The 23469-nt window shown below is 68.3% G+C and carries 16 protein-coding genes; 9 read left to right on the top strand and 7 right to left on the bottom strand.

All coding sequences use genetic code 11. From position 1 onward, the window contains the following. Window positions 1–14 precede the first annotated feature (14 nt). Window positions 15–1838 carry a hypothetical protein gene (locus tag AC07PR_RS24660; RefSeq protein ID WP_495136873.1) on the top strand — a complete coding sequence of 608 codons (1824 nt, stop codon included), beginning with the start codon at window positions 15–17 and terminating at the stop codon, window positions 1836–1838. Window positions 1839–1865: 27 nt separating this feature from the next. Here AC07PR_RS24660 and AC07PR_RS24655 read toward each other — a convergent pair whose 3' ends face one another. The 3 genes from AC07PR_RS24655 to AC07PR_RS24645 all read right to left on the bottom strand — a co-directional run bounded on the left by AC07PR_RS24655 (window position 1866) and on the right by AC07PR_RS24645 (window position 5834). Continuing rightward, the gene (locus AC07PR_RS24655) at window positions 1866–2768 is read right to left on the bottom strand and encodes a DUF1444 domain-containing protein (protein ID WP_495136872.1); all 903 of its coding nucleotides are present in this window, start codon (window positions 2766–2768) and stop codon (window positions 1866–1868) included. 212 nt (window positions 2769–2980) lie between these two features. Continuing rightward, the gene (locus tag AC07PR_RS24650) at window positions 2981–5173 is read right to left on the bottom strand and encodes a phosphocholine-specific phospholipase C (protein ID WP_495136871.1); all 2193 of its coding nucleotides are present in this window, start codon (window positions 5171–5173) and stop codon (window positions 2981–2983) included. A 10-nt stretch (window positions 5174–5183) separates the two neighbouring features. Further along, the gene (locus AC07PR_RS24645) at window positions 5184–5834 is read right to left on the bottom strand and encodes a PEP-CTERM sorting domain-containing protein (protein ID WP_495136870.1); all 651 of its coding nucleotides are present in this window, start codon (window positions 5832–5834) and stop codon (window positions 5184–5186) included. Between the two features lie 390 nt (window positions 5835–6224). On the opposite strand from AC07PR_RS24645, the gene AC07PR_RS24640 reads away from it, so the two are divergent. Continuing rightward, window positions 6225–6713: a hypothetical protein gene (locus AC07PR_RS24640; protein WP_495136869.1), complete on the top strand. Its 489-nt coding sequence runs from the start codon at window positions 6225–6227 to the stop codon at window positions 6711–6713. Between the two features lie 130 nt (window positions 6714–6843). Here the strand turns inward: AC07PR_RS24640 and AC07PR_RS24635 are convergent, their stop codons facing one another. The 4 genes from AC07PR_RS24635 to AC07PR_RS24620 form a co-directional block, all read right to left on the bottom strand. Then, window positions 6844–8940, bottom strand: a complete 2097-nt coding sequence (locus AC07PR_RS24635) for an acetoacetate--CoA ligase (protein WP_495136868.1) — start codon at window positions 8938–8940, stop codon at window positions 6844–6846. A 78-nt stretch (window positions 8941–9018) separates the two neighbouring features. After that, window positions 9019–10941: an ABC transporter substrate-binding protein gene (locus AC07PR_RS24630; protein ID WP_495136867.1), complete on the bottom strand. Its 1923-nt coding sequence runs from the start codon at window positions 10939–10941 to the stop codon at window positions 9019–9021. A 33-nt stretch (window positions 10942–10974) separates the two neighbouring features. Continuing rightward, window positions 10975–12855, bottom strand: coding sequence for an ABC transporter substrate-binding protein (locus AC07PR_RS24625; protein ID WP_495136866.1), 1881 nt, complete (start codon window positions 12853–12855; stop codon window positions 10975–10977). Between the two features lie 16 nt (window positions 12856–12871). Then, window positions 12872–14638: an ABC transporter substrate-binding protein gene (locus AC07PR_RS24620; protein ID WP_483108159.1), complete on the bottom strand. Its 1767-nt coding sequence runs from the start codon at window positions 14636–14638 to the stop codon at window positions 12872–12874. Between the two features lie 452 nt (window positions 14639–15090). Between AC07PR_RS24620 and AC07PR_RS24615 the strand changes: the two genes are divergently transcribed. The 7 genes from AC07PR_RS24615 (at window position 15091) to AC07PR_RS24585 (ending at window position 23469) form a co-directional block, all read left to right on the top strand. Continuing rightward, window positions 15091–16029 (top strand): ABC transporter permease, encoded by a 939-nt coding sequence (locus AC07PR_RS24615; protein WP_377159237.1) that lies wholly within the window; start codon window positions 15091–15093, stop codon window positions 16027–16029. Then, on the top strand, window positions 16026–17078 hold the full coding sequence (locus AC07PR_RS24610; RefSeq protein WP_377159235.1) for an ABC transporter permease: 1053 nt from the start codon (window positions 16026–16028) through the stop codon (window positions 17076–17078). Before AC07PR_RS24615 ends, AC07PR_RS24610 begins: the two co-directional genes overlap by 4 nt. A 4-nt stretch (window positions 17079–17082) precedes the next feature. Further along, entirely contained in the window at window positions 17083–18777 is a 1695-nt protein-coding gene (locus AC07PR_RS24605) for an ABC transporter ATP-binding protein (protein ID WP_483108160.1), read from the top strand. A 334-nt stretch (window positions 18778–19111) separates the two neighbouring features. Next, on the top strand, window positions 19112–19735 hold the full coding sequence (gene lptA, locus AC07PR_RS24600) for a lipopolysaccharide transport periplasmic protein LptA (RefSeq protein WP_377159231.1): 624 nt from the start codon (window positions 19112–19114) through the stop codon (window positions 19733–19735). Next, window positions 19732–20499 (top strand): LPS export ABC transporter ATP-binding protein, encoded by a 768-nt coding sequence (gene lptB / locus AC07PR_RS24595; protein ID WP_377159229.1) that lies wholly within the window; start codon window positions 19732–19734, stop codon window positions 20497–20499. Before lptA ends, lptB begins: the two co-directional genes overlap by 4 nt. Before the next feature lie 15 nt (window positions 20500–20514). After that, window positions 20515–22038 carry an RNA polymerase factor sigma-54 gene (locus tag AC07PR_RS24590; RefSeq protein ID WP_377159227.1) on the top strand — a complete coding sequence of 508 codons (1524 nt, stop codon included), beginning with the start codon at window positions 20515–20517 and terminating at the stop codon, window positions 22036–22038. A 144-nt stretch (window positions 22039–22182) separates the two neighbouring features. Beyond that, complete coding sequence (locus AC07PR_RS24585; RefSeq protein ID WP_495136865.1) at window positions 22183–23469, top strand: THUMP domain-containing class I SAM-dependent RNA methyltransferase; 1287 nt, start codon at window positions 22183–22185, stop codon at window positions 23467–23469.

The raw sequence follows: 23469 nt of genomic DNA, 5'->3' as shown, positions 1-23469 counted from the left end.
CGGAGAGCGTCGCGATGGAAGACTGGCAGGCGGCCTGGCGTCAGGACTGCGAGACGGTGGGGCTTGCAGCGCCGAGCACCGACCTCGGCGAGATCAAGCGCGCCTACGCGAAGACGCTGCGCAAGACGCGACCCGACGATGACGCGCAGGCCTACCAGGCGCTGCGCGAGGCGTATGACCGGGTCGTCGGGCATGCGCGGTGGCATCAGCAGTCCGTGGAGCGCGCCGAAGCTGAAGCGGCGGCCCCGCCCCCCGCCGTGGTCGACGTGGCCGACGCGGCCGACGCGGCCGACGCCCTGACGACCGCCATCGCGACCGACGAGCCGGTCGCGAAGCCTCCGACGTCGTCCGACCAGGACGCGGCAACGCGCGAGGCGGCTCTGGCGAAGTTGCCGCCGCTGCCGCTGCCGCGCGACGACGACGTGCTGCAGCGCGACAGACCTCTCCACCACGCGGATCCGGCAGCCGACACCCCGACGCTGCCGGCATGGCGGCCGCCCGAGGTGATCTGCGAGGAACTGATGCAGCTGCGCCGCCAAGGCCAGCCGCGCCTGGCCGCTGCCGTCCCGGCGCTGCGCGACGAACTGCTCGCGATGCCGCTGGAGGCGCGCGACCACGCGTCGATCTGCTTCGCGCACCTGATCCTCGAGACCCACGCCGAACTGCCCGTGGCGATGATCGACCTGCTGCGCGACCACTTCGCGTGGGAGCAGGACTTCCGCACCGAGCGCCGCCTCGGCCCCGAGCGCATGGCGGGATTGATGGAACTGCTGCGCGAGTTCCCGCGCCCGGTGACCGATCCGGCGGTACTGCGCGAGTTCGGCCCGACGGCCGCCGTCGCGCGGCTGGCCGGATCGGTGCGCGACCGGGACCGCTCGATCGCCTCGCTGGCCGCGGCGATGATGGGCTACGCCTTCCACCTGCACCTGCATCAGGCCGGCGGCTTCCTGCTGCGCCGGCTCGGCGCCGATCGTGGCGACCAGCAGGCGGCGCTCACGCTGATCAAGCGCGTGCAAGGCTGGCACTTCCTGCTCCTGCTGATCCTGCTCTTCGGCCTGCACCTCGCGATCGGCCACGACTGGCCGCGCGCGGTGAGCCACGCGGTGGTCCTGGGCATTTCGGTGCCGCTGGGCATCGTCGTCTTCGACACGCTGATGGGCTCGCTGCGCGAGGGCCGGAAGCGGGTCGCCGAGTCGCCGTTCGGACGCCTGCGCGTTCGAGGTCTGCCGCACCTGTGGTCCTGGATCGGCGTGGGATTGCTGGCGGCGAGCGGCGTGGCCGGCTACCTCGACAGCCTGGTCCCCATCAGGGACACCATCCACGCGTGGCTGGTGCCGCTGGCCATCCTCGCCGCCCTGCTCGGCGTGATGCTGTCCATGCCGGACGACCTCGCCACCGGCATGACGCAGACGGGGCTCTACCTCTATCTGCTGACGCTGCCGGGCGCCGTCGCGCCGCTGCCGGCGGGTCTGCTCGCCGCGTGGGTCCTGGCGGGTCCGATGGTGCTGCGCGCCGGGCTGTATACGCCGAATCCGGTCTGGCGCCTGCAGCCCGCGCGGCCGCACGGCGGCTGGCCGGCCATCCCCGTGTTGATGACGGTCGGCCTGCCGGTGCTCACGAGTTGGCTGTCCGGCATCGCGGGGCTGCGCATGACGCTGGGCGCCCTGCTGCTCGCCAGCGTGCTGCCGCCGCTGCTGCCCGCGGGCAGTCCGCCGACGGTGCTCGCGCTGGCGGCCCTCGGCGCCTTGTGGCTCAGCGGCGGATGGCTGCTCGCGCTGCAGCGCGTCGGCTGGGCGCTGGGCTGGCGGCTGGTCCGTCCGCACATGAGCCGGGCCTGAGCGCCGCCATGGACACCGCCGACGCGCTCACTGCACCGGCACCCACCCGGACGGCGACCACCGCAGCAGCACATCCGTCAACGGATTGGGCGACTTGCCCATCAGCTCGCGCACCTGCGCCCGCAGCGCATCGAGCGTCGACGCATCGTCGTCGCTGACGTAGAGCACCGTGTCGTTGGCCGGCGCGGCGACGATCAGCTTGCCCTTCTGCGCATCGGCCAGCGGCTTCCAGTCGTCGATGAAGACCAGCCGGCTCGGCTGCGGCACCGCGCCGTCGAGCTTGCCCACCTCGCCCGCGGGCACCGGCTTGGCCTGCTGCAGCACCTGCGGCATCGCGTCATAGGTGTTCTTGCGCGCGGTCTCGCGCACCTGGTCGACCGACAGGTTCAGCGTCTTGTAGTCCTTCTCGCTGACCAGCCGCGAGGCGCGCATCGTGTCGAAGACCGGCACTGTCACCAGCGGACCGATGAAGGGCCGCGGCCGGAAGGTCGTCGCGTCGCCGCCGGCCTCGCGCTGCGCCTGCTGCACCGACGCGGCCGTGCGCACCGCCAGCCGCAGCGACTCGCGCGTCGCGGGGATGGTCGACGCGCGGAACTGCTGCGTCGTCGTCTTCACGAACACGTTCACGTCGTCGGCGCAGTTGCCGCGATTCGTCTGGCAGCCCGCATAGAGCTTGTCGAGCCGCGTGCGCTGGTCCGCGACGCCGAGCGTCAGCGGCTCGCGGACGACGACGGTGCCATCGCCCAGTTGCTGACGCAGTTGCGAGGCGACGTACTCGGTGAAGCCGATCGCGTCCTGAGGGACGCCTGCGGACTGCGCAAACGCGCCGGCTGCTGCACCGCAGAACGCAGCCGTGGCCGCGACCGCGGTCAGGGTGGATCGGAGAACGGAACGCGGTTGTCGTTGGAGACGAAGACGCATGACGGACATGAGGACCTCCGTGTTTTCATGGGGAGGCCCGGGTTGGGCAAGCATCGCTCCCGCCGGCTGCACTGCGACGGCTGCTGGCCCTCACCCCTGCCCTCTCCCGCAAGCGGGAGAGGGAGCCACACCGCGCCCTTATTACTCCCTCTCCCGCTTGCGGGAGAGGGTAGGGGTGAGGGCCAGCGACGGTGGAAGTACGGAAGCGCTCAAACGCGCCTTCACGCGCCCTGCACGCGGTACTGATCCGCCTTCGCCAGGCCTTCCATCGCGGGATCGCTGACCGACGGCGCGCCGGTCTCGATGTGGCCGGCGAAGCGGCGCAGGAAATCGGCCTGGCCGTTCACGCGCACCGACACGTCGTACCAATGCGCCGCGACGGCGACACCGATCCGCAACTCGCTGCTGCTGCGCGCCGGCACGTTCACCGTGCGCGGCGCCGTGCCCTGGTACTTGTTGTGCGCGACGGTAAAGGTCGCGGCAACAGGCCCCGTGTTCACCAGCGTCAGCACCAGCTCGCCGGTGGCCGGCGCGGACTTCGCGATGACATCCGGATTGGGCTGCCCCGCCGCGGCCGCGCGCCGTGCATTGCCGGCGAGATGGCGGTGGAAGCCGTTGGGGCCGAGGATCCACAGGTCGTAGGCGCCCGCAGCCTGCGGCGCGAAGCTGCCGGTGAGCTGCTTGCCGGCTTCGACCGTGTAGCGTCGTGGGATCTCGCCCAGCCGCGTGCGGTCGTAGACATGGAACACGGCGGCGGCGCTGCCGGTGTTCTGGAACGTGACCGCGATCGACGTCGCATTCGGGCCCGCGCCCGGCGTCAGCGCGCTGGTGGCTTGCAGGTCATACGGGAGCGCACGTGCCGGACGCACGCCGGCGTTCTGCGACGGCAGCTGCAACGCGCCGGGAATCGCCGGCGTCGTCGTGCCGGGTAGCGCGCGCGCCTTGTTGGCCAGCGCGACCGTGTCGGGCAGCTTCGAGAAGAACTCGCTGTCCTCCGGATCCGCGAAGTTGAAGCACGAGGTCAGGTCCCCCGCGACCGCGCGGCGCCACGGGCCGATGTTGGTCTCCTTCACGCCGAAGCGCGCCTCGATGAAGCGCAGCACCGACGTGTGGTCCGACACCTGCGAGTTGACCCAGCCTCCCTTGCTCCACGGCGACACGATGTACAGCGGCACGCGCGGGCCCATGCCGTAGGGACGGTGCAGGTAGGTGGCCGACGCGCCGTTGAGGATCTCGCAGTACTCGCCCGTCGTGTCGACGGTCGACGCGCCGGCGATCACGGCCTGCGCCGGGTTCGCGTTCCAGGTCACGTACGACGGCGCGGCCGGCGGCGGCACGTGGTCGAAGAAGCCGTCGTTCTCGTCGAAGTTGATGAACAGGACGGTCTTGGCCCACACGTCGGGATTCGAGGTCAACGCGTCCAGCACCTTGGCGGTGTAGTCCGCGCCCTGCGCGGGGCTGGAGGGACCGGGATGCTCGGAACCTTCCGCGGTCGCGACGACCCACGACACCTGCGGCAGGCGGTTGTTGATCACGTCGTCGCGCAGCAGGTCGAGGTCGCGCGTGGAGATGCCGCGGTCCTTGAGCACCTGCGAGAAGCCCGGCCGGTTGTACCAGCCGTCGCGGAAGACCTTGAAGCCGGCCAGCGAGTTGTCGGTGAAGTTGTCCGCCATGTTCTGGTAGACCTGCCAGCTGATGCCGGCCGACTGCAGCCGCTCGGGGTAGGTCGTCCAGGTGTAGTCGTCGAGCGGATTCGGGTTGAACCAGTCGTGGCTGTTGTCGGTGGACGGGCCGTTGCCCAGGCGCAGCGGATCGTTGGTGCCGGTCCAGATGAACAGGCGGTTGGTGTTGGTGCCGGTCTGCGTCGCGCAGTGGTACGCGTCGCACAGCGTGAACGCGTTGGCCAGGGCGAACTGGAAGGGCAGCTCCTGCTCCTTGAAGTGGCCCATCGAATGGTTCTGCTTGGCCTTGGGCCAGTTGTTCATGCGGCCGTGGTCCCATGCGGCCTGCGCGTCGGTCCACGAGTGCGGCGTGCCGCTGACGCGCATGAAGGCGAAGTTCTGCGCGGTGTTCAGGTGGAAGGGCGCGATCGCGCCGGGGGCGGCGTTGTTGACGGTGGGCTGGATCCAGACCGAGCGGCCCTTCACGTTGGCCGAGTCGGCCACCGGCGCCGGGAACGGATCGCCGAAGCCGCGAACGCCGTTCAGAGTGCCGAAGTAGTGGTCGAAGGAGCGGTTCTCCTGGGTCAGGATGACGATGTGCTCGACGTCCTGGATCGTGCCGGTGCGCACGGCCGCCTTGATGGACAGCGCGCGGGCGATGGCCGGCGGGAAGCTGGTCATCGCGGCGGTGGCGCCGGCGGCGCCCGCGACGGCGCGGAGGAACTGGCGGCGGGGCGGTTGCTGTTGCGTCATGGCGGGCTCCTCAGGCGGTGGCGGTGGCGGTGGCGTTGACGTTGGCATTGACGTCGGCGTGTCCCGAGGTCTTGCGGCGGCGGATCACCAGCGCCGCAACGGCCAGGCCGCCCAGCGCGAGCGCGCCCGAGGCGGGTTCCGGCACGGCCGCGAAGGTCAGGTCGTCCATGACGAAGAAGGCCGGATCGTTGCTGCGGAACACGAGGCGGTCGACGAGCCCGGCGTAGCCGCTGCCGAGGAACGTGGGGCTGTCGCTCAGGTCGAGCAGCGAGGTCGACGCGACGAGCGAGCCGCCGAAGTACAGGTCGATCGCGACGTTGACGCCGTCGAAGCCGGCGAACCAGGCGCCCTGGAAGGTGCTGGGCGTGAGGAAGCCGATGGCGCTGGTGGCGCTGCCGCCATCGAAGCCGAGCGTGGCGCGGCGGTCGCCGGAATGCGGCGTGTACGGCGCCTGCTCGCCGCCGTACTGGAACCAGGAGCTGGCGGACCAGTCGAGCCCGGCGTAGTTGGCGGGGACGAGGCCGTCGTCGGTCAGGTCGTCGAAGGTGACGACGGTGGCGGACGCGAACGGCGCGGCGATGGCCAGCACCAGCGGCAGGCAGGCGCGGGGGATGGCGTGCGTGAACGCATGGGAGAGGAAGCGGGCGAAGGGCTTGCGCATGGGAACTCCAGGGAGGTCGGGCGGACGGGAAGCGCCGCGCCCGCGCGTCGATCTGCCCTTGGGGTCAGGTCTTGACGCTGCGGTCGCGGTTGGACGGGGCGGATGTTCAGAGGGCGGGGTGACAGAGCGGTGACCGGTCGGTGTCAGCGACGGGCCCGGAACTTGCCCGCGGGGCGGTCGTCCCTGGAAGCAGGGGCGCGTCGCGGGAGCGACGCGAAGGCGTCATGTAACGCTGAGGCGCAATGGCTTTGATCAGTATCGGGAGGGGGAATGACCTACCCGGACCAGTTCCCCCGTCGAGACCGCAATTTGGAGGAAAGACGCGAGGTCCCCACTTGCCGAAACTGCAGGTATCGGATCACAGAACCCACCGACGAAAGTGAGCGAACAATGAGCGTGAAATTCAAGAACGATCGTACTGATGCCGAGATCGCGACGACGTCACTGCTTGTTCAACGAACCCATTCGAGCGAGGCAGATTTCGACGCGCTGATTCACGCGTTGCGACACCCCCATGTCGCCTTTGGCGCTGCAGCCGACGCCGACCTCATCGCCCGATGTGCAATGGAAGACTGGGACGCCTCCGCGCAGGCATTGAAGGAAGTCCTGAAGCACCACAGGATTTCAGCTTCGGATGCATTGGCCATGCTGCACCTGACCGGAGAGTTCCTGAGGCGCCATCGGATTCGCCTCGACGGCGAGCCCTGGCTCTGCACCTTCCAAACCGAGGAAGGATCTTGGGCGCGATATGACGTGCATACCTCGCTGGACTACGAGGATGCGAACACCTGGGACAAACGACTCGACGACGTCCTCCGAAGTCGCCGCCTGGATCGCGATTCGTTCTACCTTCGTCTGACCGATGGTGGCCCCTGCTGATAGCTTGTCCACGCAGATTCCTGGAGCTCGTCATGTCCAACAAACCCAGCGCTTGGCACAGGCTCGCACGTGAACTCCATCTCTGACCCCCCAACGTCTCACACGTTGAAAGGTGGCGTCGGGGCGCGGACTACGCGCGGTCCTTGGCAAACCGCTGATACCAGGCCACCGCATCGGCGTTCGCCATCGCATCGCGCTTCATCACCTGCTCCGCCGCCGCGCCGAGCAGCAGCTTCTTGATCGGCAGCTCCATCTTCTTGCCTGACAGCGTGCGCGGGATCGCCTCGACCTGATGGATCTCGTCCGGCACGTGGCGCGCCGACAGCGCCTTCTTGATCGATGTCTTCAAGCGCAGCTGCAGCGCCTCGTCCAGCGGAAGGCCGTCCCGGAGCTGGACGAACAGCAGCAGGCAACTCGGCCGGCCCAGGTACTCCAGGTCCACGACCAGGCTGTCCAGCACCTCCGGATGCGTCTCCACCGCGCGGTACAGCTCCGACGTGCCCATCCGGATGCCGTGGCGATTGATCGTCGCGTCCGAACGTCCGTAGATGACCCCGCCGCCCGAGGGCGTGACGCGCAGCCAGTCGCCGTGGCGCCAGATGCCCTCGCCGTTGGGGCCGCGGTACATGTCGAAGTAGCTCGACAGGTAGCGCTCGTGGTCCTTGTCGCCCCAGAAGTACAGCGGCATCGACGGCATCGGCCGCGTGCAGACGAGCTCGCCGACTTCATCGATCAGCGGCTTGCCCTCACCGTCCGCATCCACCTCCGAGAACGCATGCACCGCCGCGCCCAGGCTGCGCACCTGCATCTGGCCGCGCACCAGCGGCTCCGTGATCAGCCCCGTCAGGAACGCGCCGGCGAAGTCCGTCCCGCCACTGATGATGCAGATCCAGATCGGCTGGCCGTCGGGCTTCGGACAGTTCGCCCAGATCCAGTCGTAGCTTTCGTCCGCCAGCGGACTGCCCGTGCTGCCGATCGCGCGCAGGCGGCTCAGGTCGCCGTGTTTCAGCGGCTCGACGCCGGCCTTCAGGCAGCTCGCGTAGAACGCCGCGCCGGCGCCGAAGAATGTCGCGCCCGACAGCGCCACGAAGCGCCACAAGGTGCTCCAGTCCAGCGCGTCCTTCGGTCCGGCCGGGCTGCCGTCGAACAGGCAGATCGTCGTGCCGCCCATCAGCGCACCGACCTGGCAGTTCCACATGATCCAGCCGGTCGAGCTGTACCAGTGGAAGCGATCGCCCGTCTCCACCGTCGCGCCGACGTTGTTGTGGATCGAGCCCTTGAGCATCTCCAGCAGCACGCCGCCGTGACCGTGCACGATCGGCTTGGGCAGACCGGTCGTGCCGCTCGAATAGACGATCCACAGCGGATGGTCGAAGGGCACCGCCTCCGGCGCGTGCGATCGCGTGTTGGCGATCAGCGTGTCCCATCGATGCGCGCCGCGTGCCGTCTTCGTCACACCCGCTGCACCCGTTGCACCCGCAGCGCCCGCAGCGCCCGCAGCGCCCGCAGCGCCCGAGGATGTGGCCAACGGCGCCGGGTCCGCCTCGGGATCGAGGTTGCCGAGCAGCACCACGTCCGTCACCGTCGGCAACTCGTCGAGCAGCTGACCGAGCATCGCCATCCGATCGATGTCCTGCCCGGCGTAGCGCACGCCGTCGGCGGCGATGAGCAGCTTGGGTTCGATCTGGCGGAAGCGGTCCAGCACCGCCACCGGCCCCATGTCGGGCGAGCACACCGACCACACCGCGCCGAGGCTCGCGACGGCAAGGAAAGCGACCGCCGTCGCCGGCACGTTGGGCAGGTAGGCAGCGACGCGGTCGCCGCGCCGCACGCCGAGTTCATGCATCGAGGCCGCGAGCGCGCCGACCTGACGACGCAATTCCGACCAGCGCATCTCGCCGAGCTCGCCGCGCGCGAGCATCGCCTCGTTGGCATGCACGATCGCCGGATGGCCGGCGGCTTCCGCCGCGTCGACATGCCGCAGCGCCTGCGCCGCGACGTTCAGGGTCGCGCCGCGGAACCAGACCGCGCCGGGCATGCGCTCCTCGCAGAGCGCCGCCTCGAACGGCGTCTCCGAGCGCAGGTCGAAGTGGTCCCAGATGCTGCGCCAGAACGCGTCCAGCTCCGTCACCGACCAGCCCCAGAGCGACGCGTAGTCGTCGAAGACCAGGCCTCGCTGCTCGTGCAGGAAACGGCGGTAGTGATCGATCTGCGGCGTCGGGGGCATGCGGGACTCCTTGTCGAGTCCTGACGGTAGCCGAGATCCCTTCGGCTTGCCGTCACGCGCGTGACCGACGCGAAACGCTCAGCGCTTCGGCAGCTTGTCCGTCTCGATGTCGACGTAGGGCCAGAAGATCTGGTTGAAGAATGGACGCCGGTAGCCGACCAGCCACGGCTGCGCGAGGTCCGTGACGATGCGGTGCACGCGGAACTTCTGCGGCATGTAGGCGGTGAGCAGCTTCTGCGCCTCGCGCAGCAGCTCGGCGCGTTCCGGGCCGTCGGGCAGCACCATCATGCGGCGGTAGATCTCGTCGTATCGATCGAGCTTGAAACGGCCCAGGTTCTGCCCGCCGGACGCCGGCCCATACAGCAGCTCGAGACCGAGCTGCGCATCCGGCGTCGAGCTGTTGAAGCCCAACTGCCAGATCATCAGCTGCCCGGCGCGCGCCGACTTCAGGTTCTCCGGCCACTGCGCCATGCGGATCTTGATCTGGACACCGAGCTTGTCCATGTCGCGTTTCCACAGCTCGTCATAGGGCTTGGAGCGCGAGTCCGGCGTCGACGCCACCTCCAGCACGAGCGGGCTCCCGTCCGGCTTGTCGCGCCAGCCGTCGCCATCCTTGTCGACGTAGCCGTAGGTGTCGAGCAGCGCCTTGGCGCGCGCCAGGTCGAAGTCGCTGTTCTCGCTCTTGTAGTCGTCCCGGTAGCCCCAGGTCGCCGGCGCGATGACCGATTGCGCGGGCACCGCCTGGTGGCGGCGCGTGGTGGCGATCTCGGTCGGCACGTCGGTGGCCAGGCCGATCGCGCGGCGCAGCGCGACCTTGTCCGGCGTGTAGCCGCCGACCGTCGGATCCTCCATGTTGAAGTAGTACATCGTGCGGTCGCTGGCCAGCACGCGGTACAGCTTCACCCCCTGCTTGTCGAGGTTGGGCGCGAGTTTGCCGTGCGGGATCGCGATGTCCGCGTATTCCTCGGGCAGCAGGTAGAGCAGGTCGAACTCGCGGTTCAGGAAGGACAGCCAACGCGGCTGACCGGCTTCGATGATGCTGACCTCGACGGCGTCCACCATCGGCAGCTTGCGGCCCTTGAAGCGCGCGAGCATCTGCTCGCCCTCGGTGTCGCCGGGATTGGGTTGCGCGTCGTAGAAGACGTCGCGGTAGCCGGGGTTCTTCACCAGCCGGATCAGCGAACCGCGCCGCCAGCGCTCCAGCATGAACGGCCCGGTACCGACCGGATGCTCCATCGTCTTGCCGGCGTAGGCCTCGATGACCTCGCGCGCCACCGCGCCGTAGGTGTCGCCGCCCGCCAGGTTGTAGATGAAACGCGGCCGCGGCTCCGCCAGCTTGAACTGCAGCGTGTAGCGGTCCAGCGCGCGCACGCCCTCGACGGGCTTGTCGTAGTCGAAGGGCTTCTTCGTCTTCAGCGTCGCCACGCGCAGTTCCTCCAGGCCGAGGATGCCCTCCTGCTTGAAGCTCGAGTACAGCGGCCCCTTCGTCGCCGGGTCGTAGAAGCGCTTGAGGCTGTAGACGTAGTCCTCGGCCGTCAGCTCGCGCCGCTTGCCCTTGAAGGCCGGATCGTCGGCGAAGTAGATCCCGGGACGGATCCTGATCGTCCAGGTGCGGAAGTCCTCCGAGACCTCCGGCATCTCCGCCGCCGTGTTGGGCTTGAGCTTGAACGGCCGCGCGAGGTAGTCGTAGTTGTAGAGCGACTCGAAGATGTGGGCCGTGACGATGCGCGAGTACAGGTCGCTCAACTGCGCGGGATCGAAGCCGGTCTCGGCGACGAGGAAGGCGTAGCGCAGCACCTTCTCCTGCCCCTCCTGCTTCGCCGGCGGCGGCGCCTCGGAGGCTTTCGCCACCGGAGGCGGCGCGGCGAGGGCCATCGTCGCCACGGTGGCGGACGCCGCGACGACCGCGACGGCGAGCGCCGCGGCGCTCCGTGTCAACGCGGCGAGCGCGGCGAGCGCGGCGACCGCGCGATGGAACGGAACGGGGCAGCGTGCGCGCATGGGAGTCGGAACCTCGGAACTTGAACGTCGGGCCTAGTGCTTGAACTTCGCGGCGGCGTCGGGATCGATGTCCACGTACTCCCACCAGTTCAGCCAGAACTGCGGACGACGGTAGCCGTTCATCTGCGGCTGGGCGATGTCGGTGATGAAGCGGTGGCCGCGGTACTTGTACGGCATGTAGGCGACCGCATAGCGCTTGGTCTCCTCGAAGATCTTCATGCGTTGCGGCCCGTCGGGCAGATGAGAGGCTTCGTCGTAGAGCTTGTCGACCGCCGGCAGCCGGAATCGCGCGTAGTTCTGCGCCCCGATCTGACCGCTGTACATGCGCGCCAGCGAGTCCTGCCCGTCGGGCTTGGACGCGGACGTCGCCAGCGACCAGATCTGGTACTTGCCGGCGCGCAGCGACTTGAGGTTCTCCGGCCACTTCGCCGGCTTGAATGCGATGCGCAGGCCGATCGCGTTCAGGTTCTTCTGGACGATCTCGTCGATCTGGCGCTGGAACTGCTCGGGCGTGGTCAGGCTCTCCAGCAGCAGCGGGCTGCCGTCGGGCCTCTCGCGCCAACCGTCGCCGTCCTTGTCGACGTAGCCGTAGAGGTCGAGCAGCGCCTTCGCGCGCGCCGGGTCGAAGCTGCTCATGTCGCTGCGGAAGTCCGGGTCGTAGCCGGTCGTGCCCGGCATGTACAACGACTGCGCCAGCATGGCCTGTCCGCGACGCACCAGGCGCAGTTCGCGCGAGACGTCGATCGCCAGCCCGATCGCACGGCGCAGCGCGATCTTCTCCGGCGTGTAGCCGCCGATGACCGGGTCCTCCATGTTGAACACGGTGAACAGCACGTCCGACGCGACGGTCCGGTACGCGTGCTTGCCCTGCTTCTCGAGGTTGGGCGCGATCCTGCCGTTGGGCATCGCCTGGGTGATGAAGTCCTCGGGCGTGCGCTCGATGAAGTCGTACTCGCCGTTCAGGAAGGACAACCAGCGCGGCTGGTTCTCCTCGATGACGCCGATCTCGACGCGATCGACCATGGGCAGGCGCCGGCCCTTGAAGCGCGCCTTCAACGTCTGGCCCTCCGCGTCGTCGGGCGCGGGATCCACTTCCTGGTCGTAGAAACGCTCGCGGTAGACGGGGTTGCGTTCCAGCACCATCAGCGAACTGCGCCGCCACTGCTTGAGCACGAACGGCCCCGTGCCCACCGGATGCGCCATCGAATCGCCCGGATAGGCCTCGATCACCTCTCGCGCGACGGCGCCGTACAGGTCGCCCTGCGCGAAGACCTCCATCAGGCGCGGCCGCGTCTCCTTCGACTTGAACTGCAGCGTGTAGCGGTCCAGCGCGCGCAGGCCCTCGATGGGCTTGTCGTAGTCGAAGGGCTTGCCGGACTTGCGGACCTGCTCGTGGTACTCGTTGAGGCCGACGAGCAGGAGTTCCTCGACTTCGCTCCAGGCCGGCGACGCCACCGCCGGGTCGGCGAAGCGCTTGATCGAATACACATAGTCCTCGGCAGTCAGTTCGCGCGACTTGCCCTTGAAGGCCGGGTCGTCCGCGAAACGGATGCCCGGGCGCAGCTTCACCGTCCAGACCTTGTAGTCGTCAGAGGTCTCCGGCATCGCCGCCGCGGTCAGCGGCTTCATGCGTGCGGGGCGCGCGAGCTGGTCGTAGGTGTAGAGCCCCTCGAAGATGTGGGGCGTGATCGTCCGCGAGTAGATGTCGGAGATCTTCGCGGGATCGAAGCCCGTCTCCGCGACGCGGAAGGCGTAGCGCAGGACCTTGGGCGCGGAGGCCGAAGCGGCCGCGCCTGCCGGCGCGCTGGCGCCGTCCGCCGCATGACCGGCATTCGCGCCGGCCATCGCCAGCGCTGACGCGAGGAGTGCCCCGCGCAGGATCGAAGGGAAGCGTCGGGCGCGGAGCATCGTCATGGGTGGCGGCGTGGCGTCAGTGCTTCTTCGCGTGAGCCTTGGCCAACGCATCCGGGTCGATGTCGACGAACGTATAGAAGTCGCGCTGGTAGAGGTTCTTGTCGTAGCCGATCACCCAGGGCTGGGTGATGTCGGTGTAGATGCGATGCACTTCGACCTTGTAGGGCATGTAGGCCGTCAGCAGCCGCTGCGCGTCCTGCATGACCGCGACGCGTTCGGGGCCGTCGGCCATCGAGTGCTGCTTGCGGAACAGCGCGTTGAATTCGGGCAGGTCGAAGCGGGCCTTGTTCGACTGGCCCTTGCTGCCGCCGTAGGCCAGGCCGAGGAAGTTCTCGCCGTCGGGGATGTCGGCGCTCCAGCCCATGCCCCACATCTGGAGCTTGCCGGCGTTGGCGGCCTTCAGGTTCTCCGGCCACTTGGCGATCTTGAACTTGATGCGGACCTTCAGCGCGTCCATGTCCTTCTGCCAGAGCTCGACCAGTTGCCGGTTGCGGCCGTCCGGCTGCGTCGCGTACTCGAGCACCAGCGGGCTGCCGTCGGGCAGGTCGCGCCAGCCGTCGCCGTCCTTGTCGACATAGCCGTAGAGGTCCAGCAGCGCCTTCGCGCGCGCCGGGTCGTACTGGCTCATCTCGGTCTTGAAGGCCTTGTCGTAGCCGGTGACGCCCGGCGAGATGATCCCCTGCGCGGGGATCGCCTGGCCCTTGCGGGGCAGGCGCACCTGGCGTTCGACGTCGACGCCCAGTGCGATTGCGCGGCGCAGCGCGATCTTCTCCGGCGTGTAGCCGCCGACGACCGGATCCTCCATGTTGAAGTAGGAGGCCGAGATGTCGGCGCGCTCGTAGCGGACCGCCCGCATGCCGTCCTTGACCAGGTTGGGCGCGAGCTTGTTCTGCGGAATCGCCACCGGCGCGAAGTCCTCCGGCAGCTCGTCCATGAAGTCGAATTCCTTGCGCAGGAACGCGAGCCAGCGCGGCTGGCTTTCCTCGATCACCGAGATCTCGACGCGGTCGACCATCGGCAGCTTGCGGCCCTGCAGGCGCTTGACCGCCTCGACCAGCGCGGGCGGACGGTCCGCGCCGACTTCCTCGTGATAACGCACATCGCGGAAGTTGGGATTCTTCTCCAGCACCATGCGCGACGAACGGCGCCACTCGGCGAGGCGCCACGCGCCGGTGCCGACCGGGTGTTCCATGATGCGGTCGCCGTAGAACTCGACGACCTCGCGCGCCATCAGGCCCACCATCGGATCCGCGAAGTGCATGAGGAAGCGCGGATCGCTGTTGGCGACGCGGATCTCGACCGTGTAGCGGTCCAGCGCGCGCACGCCGTCGACCGGCCGCGCGTAGTCGAACGGCGTCTTGTTCTTCAGCGCCTCGGCGCGCACCTCGGACAGGCCGAGGATCTTCGCGCCTTCGAGGCGATACAGGTGACCGCTCTTGTTGCGCGGGTCGTAGTGGCGCTTGACCGTGTACACCAGGTCGTCGGCGACCAGCTCGCGCTTCTGGCCCTTGAACGCCGGATCGTCGTTGAAGTAGATGCCGGGCTTGATCTTGAAGACAAAGCGCTTGAAGTCGTCGGAGACCTCGGGCATGCCGTCGGTGATGTTGGGCTCGAGGCGATACGGGCGACCCAGGTAGCTGTAGCGCAGCGGCGCGTCGAAGATCGCCGCCGTGATGTTGCGCGAGTACAGGTCCGTGACCTGCACCGGATCGAAGCCGGTCTCCGCGACGCGGATCGCGTAGCGCAGCACCTTGGGCGCGGGGGCCGTCGCGGCCGTGTTCACGGGCGCATCGCCGGCGGCCTGCGCACTCGACGGGATCGCCGTCAGGGTCGCCAGGATCGCCAGGGATGACGCGAGGGATGCCGAAAGTAAGAGCGCCTGGGATTGTGTCCCGGCCGTGCCGCGTCGCATCTGGATGCCGTCCTTGAATTCGAAAGCGCGCCAGTCTAGTGGGCGATGTCCGCGCCCGCCATGCCAACAACCCCGAGAGCTTGAACGCAAGGGCGAGCGGGGGCGCATTGCGGATGAACACACCTGTTTCCACGAGGGTCCATCATCAGTTTTCTTCGATGGATTCAGGGCAAATGCCGGTGCGGGGCTTGCAGGCGCTCACGTAGACTCGCGCGTGGTTTTCGACCCTCAGGCCCCGGCCGTCACAAGCGTCCGGGGTTTGTCTTTATCGGTCGCCGCGTTCGAAGACGGGCTCGGCGGCGCTTGCTTGGAGTTCCGCGCGTATGGCGGCCTATCTCATCAGGCGCCTGTGGCAAATGATCCCCACCTTGCTGGGTGTCGTGCTGCTGGTGTTCTTCCTCTTCAAATGGTTTGGCGGTGATCCCGCCGAAGTGCTGGGCGGCCTGAACGCCAGCCAGGACCAGATCGAGGCCATCCGCGATCAGCTCGGGCTGAACAAGCCGGTGTGGGAACAGCTGTGGATCTTCCTGCAGCAGATCGTCACCTTCGACTGGGGCAAGAGCTGGGCGACCAACGAGTCCGTGGCCAACCTCTTCGCCACGCGCATGCCGGCCACGCTGACGGTGATGCTGCCGATCCTGGTGCTCGAGGTGATCCTGGCGATCCCGTTTGCGCTGGCCGTCGCCTACATGCGCGGCAGCCTCACGGACCGCGCGGTGATGATCCTCACGACGGTCGCGGTGTCCATCTCGCTGCTGGTCTACGTGATCGTCGCGCAGTACTTCTTCGCCTTCCGCCTGGGCTGGTTCCCGGTGCAGGGCTGGAGCGATTCGCTGTGGACCAATCTGACGACCTACGCGCCGCTGCCGGTGCTGGTCGCGGTGGCCGTCGCGCTGTCGCCGTACACGCGGCTGTACCGCACCTTCTTCCTTGACGAGATCGGCCACGAGTACGTCCGCACCGCGCGCGCCAAGGGCATGACCGAGAAGACCATCCTGCTCAAGCACGTGCTGCGCAACGCGATGATCCCGATCATGACCAACATCTCGGTGGCGCTGCCGGGGGTGTTCGTCGGCTCCTTCCTGCTGGAAGTGTTCTTCTCGATCCCCGGCCTGGGCCGCGAGATCCTGCTGGCGGTCAACCGCAACGACTATCCGGTGATCCAGGCCTTCGCGATCTACATCGCGGCGCTGACGATGGTGGTCAACCTGATCACCGACCTTCTCTACAAGCTGGTTGACCCGCGGGTGGTCCTCAAATGAGCGCAGTGCTGTCCAACCAACCCGTGGGCGTGAAGCCCCAGCGCTCGCGCGGCGTGTGGTACGCCTCGTGGCGGCGTCTGAAGTCCGACAAGCTCGGCATGTTCGCGATGGTCGTCGTCGCGTTGTCGCTGCTGCTGGTGCTGGCCGCCGGCCTGGGCCTGGTGGCCCGCGACTGGCAGAAGGAAACCGGCGTGCCCAACGCGCCGCCGACCTTCGTCGGTCCCGCGCCGGCCGAGAGCGCCGGCGCGATCGCGCAGCCCAAGGGCCCGAACGTCGACCTGAGCGACATCGACCCGCTCGCGCCCAAGTACGCCGAGTGGACCGAGAAGGCCAAGCAGTACAAGACCGACGAGGCGCCGCGCGCCGAGACGCTGCCCTTCGGCGGCGACCGCCTGGGCCGCGACGTGCTGGCCAAGGCCATCAAGGGCGCCGAGATCTCCATCATGGTCGGCGTCCTGGCCGCGCTGGTGGCCACGCTCATCGGCACCGTGCTGGGCGCGCTGTCGGGCTTCTACGGCGGCAAGGTCGGCGACTTCCTGGAGTGGGTCTACAACGTCTTCACGGCGATGCCCAACATCCTGCTGATCTTCGCCTTCGCGGTGGTCTTCGGCCGCGGCGTGCTGCCGGTGGTGATGATCCTGGGCCTGGCGGGCTGGACCGGCATCTACCGACTGGTGCGCGCCGAGTTCATGAAGCACTCGGTGCGCGAATACGTCCGCAGCGCCGAGGCCATCGGCGCGAGCAAGAGCTCGCGCATGTTCAAGCACATCCTGCCCAACGTCTCGCACGTCGCGCTGGTGCAGCTCTCGCTGCACGTGGTGGGCTTCATCAAGAGCGAGGTCATCCTGTCCTACCTGGGCCTGGGCGTCAGCGTGGACCAGGTGTCCTGGGGCACGATGCTGGCCGAGGCGCAGAGCGAGCTGATCCTGGGCTACTGGTGGCAGCTGGCCGCGGTGACCGGCTTCATGGCGGTGTTCGTCACGGCGTTCGCCCTCTTCACGGATGCGCTGCGCGACGCGCTCGATCCCAAACTGCGCGGTCTGGAGTAACGCCATGCTGTTGAGCATTCAAGACCTGAAGGTCGCCTTCCGCATGGGCAAGGTCGACGGCGCCATGCAGCGCCAGCTGGCCGTCAAGGGCGTCAGCTTCGACATCCCGGAGAACCGCACGGTGGCGCTGGTGGGCGAGTCGGGCTCGGGCAAGAGCGTCACGGCGATGTCCATCCTCAACCTGCTGCCCGACAACGCCGAGCGCACCGGCGCGATCCTGTTCCAGGGCCGCGACCTGCTGAAGACCTCGCTGCGCGAACTGCAGTCGGTGCGCGGGCGCGAGATCGCCTGCGTGTTCCAGGATCCGATGAGTTCCTTGAACCCGGTGTTCCCGGTCGCGGACCAGATCATGGAGCCGCTGATCAAGCACCTGGGCATGAGCCGGCGCCAGGCGCTGGTGCGCGCCGAGGAGCTGCTCAACGAGGTCGGCATCCCCGACCCCAAGCGGCGCCTGAAGAGCTATCCGCACGAGATGTCCGGCGGCCAGCAGCAGCGCGTGATGATCGCAGTGGCGCTGGCCTGCAGCCCCAAGCTGCTGATCGCCGACGAGCCGACCACCGCGCTGGACGTGACCATCCAGCGCCAGGTGATGGAGCTGCTCGCGCGCCTGAAGGAATCGCACCGGATGAGCATGCTGTTCATCTCGCACGACCTGGGCGTGGTGGGCGAGATCGCCGACCACGTCGTCGTCATGCGTCATGGCGAGGTCCGAGAGCAGGCGCCGGTGGCGGACATCTTCCACCACCCGCAGGACGCCTACACGAAGGCGCTGCTGGCCTGCCGGCCGTCGCTGACGGAGAACCCGGCGCGGCTGATGGTCATCGACGACCACATCGCCGGCCGCCTGGTGTCCGAGGGCACGGGCAAGGCGAAGGATCCGAATGCGCCGGTGATCCTCGAGGTCAAGGGTCTGAGGAAGAGCTTCTTCTTCAAGTCGGGCCTGTTCAGCAAGACCGAGTTCAAGGCGGTCAAGGGTGTCGACTTCCAGCTGCGCAAGGGTCACACGCTGGGCGTGGTGGGCGAGTCCGGCTCGGGCAAGACCACGATGGGCCTGACGCTGCTGCGGCTGCACGAGCCCACCGGCGGCGAGGTGCTCTTCGAGGGCAAGGACCTGCTGAAGATGAACGGGCCGGACTGGCAGAAGATGCGTCGCCGGATCCAGGTCGTCTTCCAGAACCCGTATGCCTCGCTGAACCCGCGCTTCACGATCGCGCAGACGCTGCTGGAGCCGATGGAGATCCACGGCATCGGCAAGAGCCACGACGAGCGCGTGGCCACGGCCAGCGCGTTGCTGAAGAAGGTCGGGCTGGACGAGTCGGCGCTGCACAAGTATCCGCACGAGTTCTCCGGCGGCCAGCGCCAGCGCATCGCCATCGCGCGCTGCCTGACGCTGCAGCCGGAAGTGCTGGTGCTGGACGAGGCCGTCTCGGCGCTGGACGTCTCGGTCCAGGCCCAGGTGCTGAACCTGCTGAAGGATCTGCAGGACGAATTCGGCCTGAGCTACATCTTCATCAGCCATGACCTGGCGGTGGTGAAGTTCATCTCCGACGAGGTTCTGGTCATGCAGCACGGCGACGTCGTCGAGCAGGCCGATGCGCGCGCGCTGCTGGCAGCACCCAAGCAGGAGTACACCAAGCGTCTGTTGGGTGCCGTCCCACGCGGCTATCAAGGCACGGAGCCCACAGCGAGCGTCGCCTGAGCCGACCGGACAGGGGCCCCTTTTCGGAGGTCAAGGAGGGAATTGCCGGCTCCGCCGGCGGAGGGACTTCGCTCGGACACAAACAGTCCTGAGGACTGTTTGTGCCTAGCGAAGGCCTGGGGCCTCTGGCCCCAGGCATGGAGAAAAGGGGCCCCTGTTCGGTCGGCTCCCGCTCGGTCCCTCAACCCCTTGCCCCCGCCCGCCCCCGAATGCACCAAAACCGAACTTTCCACAAGCGCGAAGACTAGCCCCTCGCTCACGCGGGACGACCCCTGCTCGCTCCTCCAGCGATGGCTAGAATGGCCAGCAAGTTTTGTGCCGTCAGGATCCCCCCATGTCGCTTCGCCGCCCTTTGCTGTTGTCGACCGCGCTCGCGCTGGCCTTGGCCGCGCCTTTGTCGCAGGCCGCGAAGGACGACCGCGCCAAGCCCCTGAACCTGGTCTTCGATCGTGAAGGCGCGATCGACAAGGTCAAGCAGCGGTCCGAGTTCAACGGCAACGTGATCATGACCAAGGGCTCGATGGAGCTGCGCGCCGACCGGATGGATGTCCAGGAGACCAGCGACGGCTACTACCAGGCCTACGCCAACGGCACCTCCGCCAAGCAGGTGCATTTTCGCCAGGACCGTGACACCCCCGGCGAGCGCATCGAAGGCCGCGCCGACCAGATCGAATACGACACCCGCACCGAGACCATCCGCCTGGTCGGCAACGCCGAAGCGCGGGTGATGCAGGGCGACCAGCTGAAGCAGGCGCTCTCCGGCGCCACGCTGAATTACGACAACCGCACCGAACGCCTGATCGTCGAGACCGGCGCCGGTTCGCCGCATCCGAGCGGCCGCGGCCGTGTCGTGCTGATGCCGCGCAACGCCGCGAGCGAACCGCCGCCCGCCAGCAGCGCCCCGCTGCCGTTGCGCCCCAGCATCAACCTGACGCCTCGCCAGTCCCCCCAGCAATGACGGAAGCCCGCACGAACGCTCCCCGGAGCCGCCTCCAGGCCTGGGGGCTGCAGAAGTCTTACGGCGTCAGGAAGGTGGTCAAGGACGTCCACATCGACCTGCACAGCGGCGAGGTGATCGGCCTGCTCGGCCCGAACGGCGCCGGCAAGACGACCAGTTTCTACATGATCGTGGGCCTGGTCCGCGCCGATGCCGGCGAGATCCAGATCGACGGCCAGCCGGTGCAGACGATGCCCATCCACCAGCGCGCGCGCATGGGGCTGAGCTACCTGCCGCAGGAGGCGTCGATTTTCCGCAAGCTCAACGTCGAGGAGAACATCCGCGCCGTGCTGGAGCTGCAGCTCGACGAGAAGGGCAAGGCCTGGCCCTCGTCGCGCATCGACGCGGAGCTGGACAAGCTGCTCAACGAACTGTCGATCGAAAAGCTGCGCGACACGCCCGCGCCGGCGCTGTCCGGCGGCGAGCGCCGCCGCGTCGAGATCGCCCGCGCGCTGGCCACGCAGCCGCGCTTCATCCTGCTGGACGAGCCCTTCGCCGGCGTCGACCCGATCGCGGTGCTGGAGATCCAGCGGATCATCCGCTTCCTGAAGCAGCGTGGCATCGGCGTGCTGATCACCGACCACAACGTGCGCGAGACGCTGGGCATCTGCGACCGCGCCTACATCATCAGCGAAGGGGCGGTGCTCGCCGAAGGCACGCCCCAGCACATCGTCGAGCATCAGGACGTGCGCAGGGTCTACCTCGGCGAACACTTCAAGATGTAAGGGCCGGGAGTCGACATGAGGCCGACGCTACAGGTTCGCCTGTCCCAGCATCTTGCGCTGACGCCTCAGCTGCAGCAGTCCATCCGTCTGTTGCAGTTGTCGACGCTGGAGCTCCATCAGGAGGTGGAGCAGATGCTCGCGAGCAACCCGCTGCTGGAGACCGACGAGGAATTCGACGCCCCGCTGCCGACCGCCACGCAGGAGCGTCTGACCGAGCGCGAGGAACGCGAGGAGCGCGTCGCGCAGACGGAATCGGACGCGCCCGCCGGGGACACGCCCGCCGGCGACGAGATGCGTGCCGAGGAGTTCGGCACCACCGAACGCGACGACTGGGAGAACGGCACCGAGCGTGACGACTTCGACGGCATCCGCGAAACGCCGGGCAGCGCGTCCTCCTCGTCCGGGGACGACGACGAGCGGCCCGAGACCGAAGCGCCCGACGAATCGCTGCAGGACGTGCTGCGCGGACAGATCCCCGGCATGAACCTGAGCGCGGTGGATCGCGCGGCGCTGCTGGCGCTGATCGAATCGCTCAACGAGGACGGTTATCTCGAGGACCCGCTCGAGGAGCTGGTCGCCGCGATCCTCGGCGAGGACGCCGATCTGGAGCAGCGCGAGGAGCTGCTGGACCGCTTCAAGGTCGCGCTCAAGTGGCTGCAGTCGATGGAGCCCGCCGGTGTCGGCGCGCGCGACCTCGGCGAGTGCCTGGAGCTGCAGCTGCGCACGCTGCCGCGCTCGCCCGAGCAGGCGCTGGCGATCGTGATCTGCCGCCGGCACCTGGACCTGCTCGCCAAGCGCGACTGGCGCCGGCTGATGTCGCTGACCGGCGCCGACGAGGAGCTGCTGCGCGACGGGCAATCGCTGATCGCCGGCCTGGAGCCCAAGCCGGGCCGTCGCTACGCGCGCAGCGAGAACCGGCCCGTCATCCCCGACGTGATCGTGCAGAAGGCGGGGCGCAATTTCCGCGTCTCCATCAACCCGGACGTGCTGCCCAAGCTGCGCATCAACGATCTCTACGCGCAGGCGCTGCGCGCGACGCGCGGCGGCGTGAGCAACTCGCCGCTGGGCGGGCAGCTGCAGGAGGCGCGCTGGTTCATCAAGAACATCCAGCAGCGCTTCGACACGATCCAGCGTGTCAGCGAGGCGATCGTCGAGCGCCAGCGCGGTTTCTTCACGCACGGCGAGCTGGCGATGAAGCCGCTGGTGCTGCGCGAGATCGCGGACGAGCTGGGCTTGCATGAATCGACGATCTCTCGCGTCACGACCGCCAAGTACATGGCGACGCCGTGGGGCACCTTCGAGCTGAAGTACTTCTTCGGGTCGAGCCTGTCGACCGAGGCCGGCGGCAATGCGTCCAGCACGGCGGTGCGCGCGCTGATCAAGCAGTTCATCGCGGCCGAGGACACCACCAGCCCGCTGTCCGACAGCCAGCTGTCGACGATGCTCGGCGAGCAGGGCATCACCGTGGCGCGACGCACCGTCGCGAAGTACCGCGAGGCGCTCAAGCTCGCGCCGGCCAATCTGCGCAAGTCGCGCTGACGTCGCACTGCCACCGCCGCTGGCCCTCACCCCTGCCCTCTCCCCCGAGCGGGAGAGGGAGTCAAGCCACGGTCGACGTCGGTGGGACAATCGGTTGCTTGATCCTCCCGGGCGCCGCGGCGCCCGATTCACGCTGCACGCACGATGTCCGATTCCGCCTATCACCTGTTCCTGCCCTGCGCCGCCGGCGTCGAAGACTGGCTGGAGGCGGAGGTGCGCGACATCCTCGGTCCGGACGAGTGTCTGCAGGGCCCGAAGGCCTTCCGCGGCGGCGTCGGCCTGTACGGCACGCTCGCGGCGGTGATGCGGCTCAACCTGCACAGCCGGCTCACGCAGCGCGTGCTGATCGAGGTCGCGCGCGAGGAGTACCGCCACGAGGACGACATCTACGCGATCGCGCGCACCGTCGACTGGACGCGCTGGATCACGCCGCAGCAGACGTTGCGTGTGGACACGACGGCGCAGCGCTCGCCGCTGCACAGCTTGAACTTCGCGACGCTGCGGGTGAAGGATGCCGTCTGCGACATCCTGCGCGACGCGACCGGCGAGCGGCCCAGCGTCGACACGCGCTGGCCGGACCTGCCGCTGCAGCTGCATCTGACCGAGGACCTGGCGACGGTCTATGTCGACAGCTCGGGCGAATCGCTGTTCAAGCGCGGCTGGCGTGAGGACAAGGGCGACGCGCCGCTGAAGGAGACGCTGGCGGCCGCGATGCTGGCCGCGGCGGGCTGGAAGGGCACGCGGGAGGCCGGCGGCGCGCTGCACGACCCGTGCTGCGGCTCGGGCACGATCCCGGTCGAGGCCGCGACCATCGCCTGCAACATCGCGCCGGGCATCCAGCGTCGTTTCGCGTTCGAGAAGCTGAAGCCGTTCCAGACGCTGCTGCCGACCTGGCGCGCGATCAAGGAACAGGCACGTGCGGCAGAGCGTCCGTCCGCAGTGCCGATCTTCGCGAGCGACGTGTCGTTCCGGATGGTCGACTTCGCGCGTCGCAACGCGGAGCGCGCCGGCGTCGCGCAGTACATCCAGTTCAACGGCGGAGACGCGCTCGAACGTCCGGCGCCGGCGCTGCCGGACGACATGCCCGGCACGCTGATGCTGAACCCGCCCTACGGCGAACGGATCGAGGTGCGCGGCAAGGCCGGCACGCAGCGCATGGACGGCGGCGCGCTGTCGGAGGAGCGTGATGCGGGCGACGACTTCTTCCCGCGTCTCTCCGCGCATTGGAAGCGCGCGTACACGCAGCATCCGGCGGGATGGACCGCGTGGCTGCTGTGCCCGGAAATGAAGTTGCCCAGCAAGATGCGACTCAAGGAGTCGCGCCGCATCCCGATGTGGAACGGACCGATCGAATGCCGGCTCTTCAAGTTCGATCTTGTCGCAGGATCGGCCCGCAAGCAGAACGCCGCCAACACTGACTCCGACGAGTAA

The organism is Roseateles sp. GW821-FHT09H11 (assembly GCF_059415845.1).
This window is presented reverse-complemented; position numbering and strand designations above follow the sequence as displayed.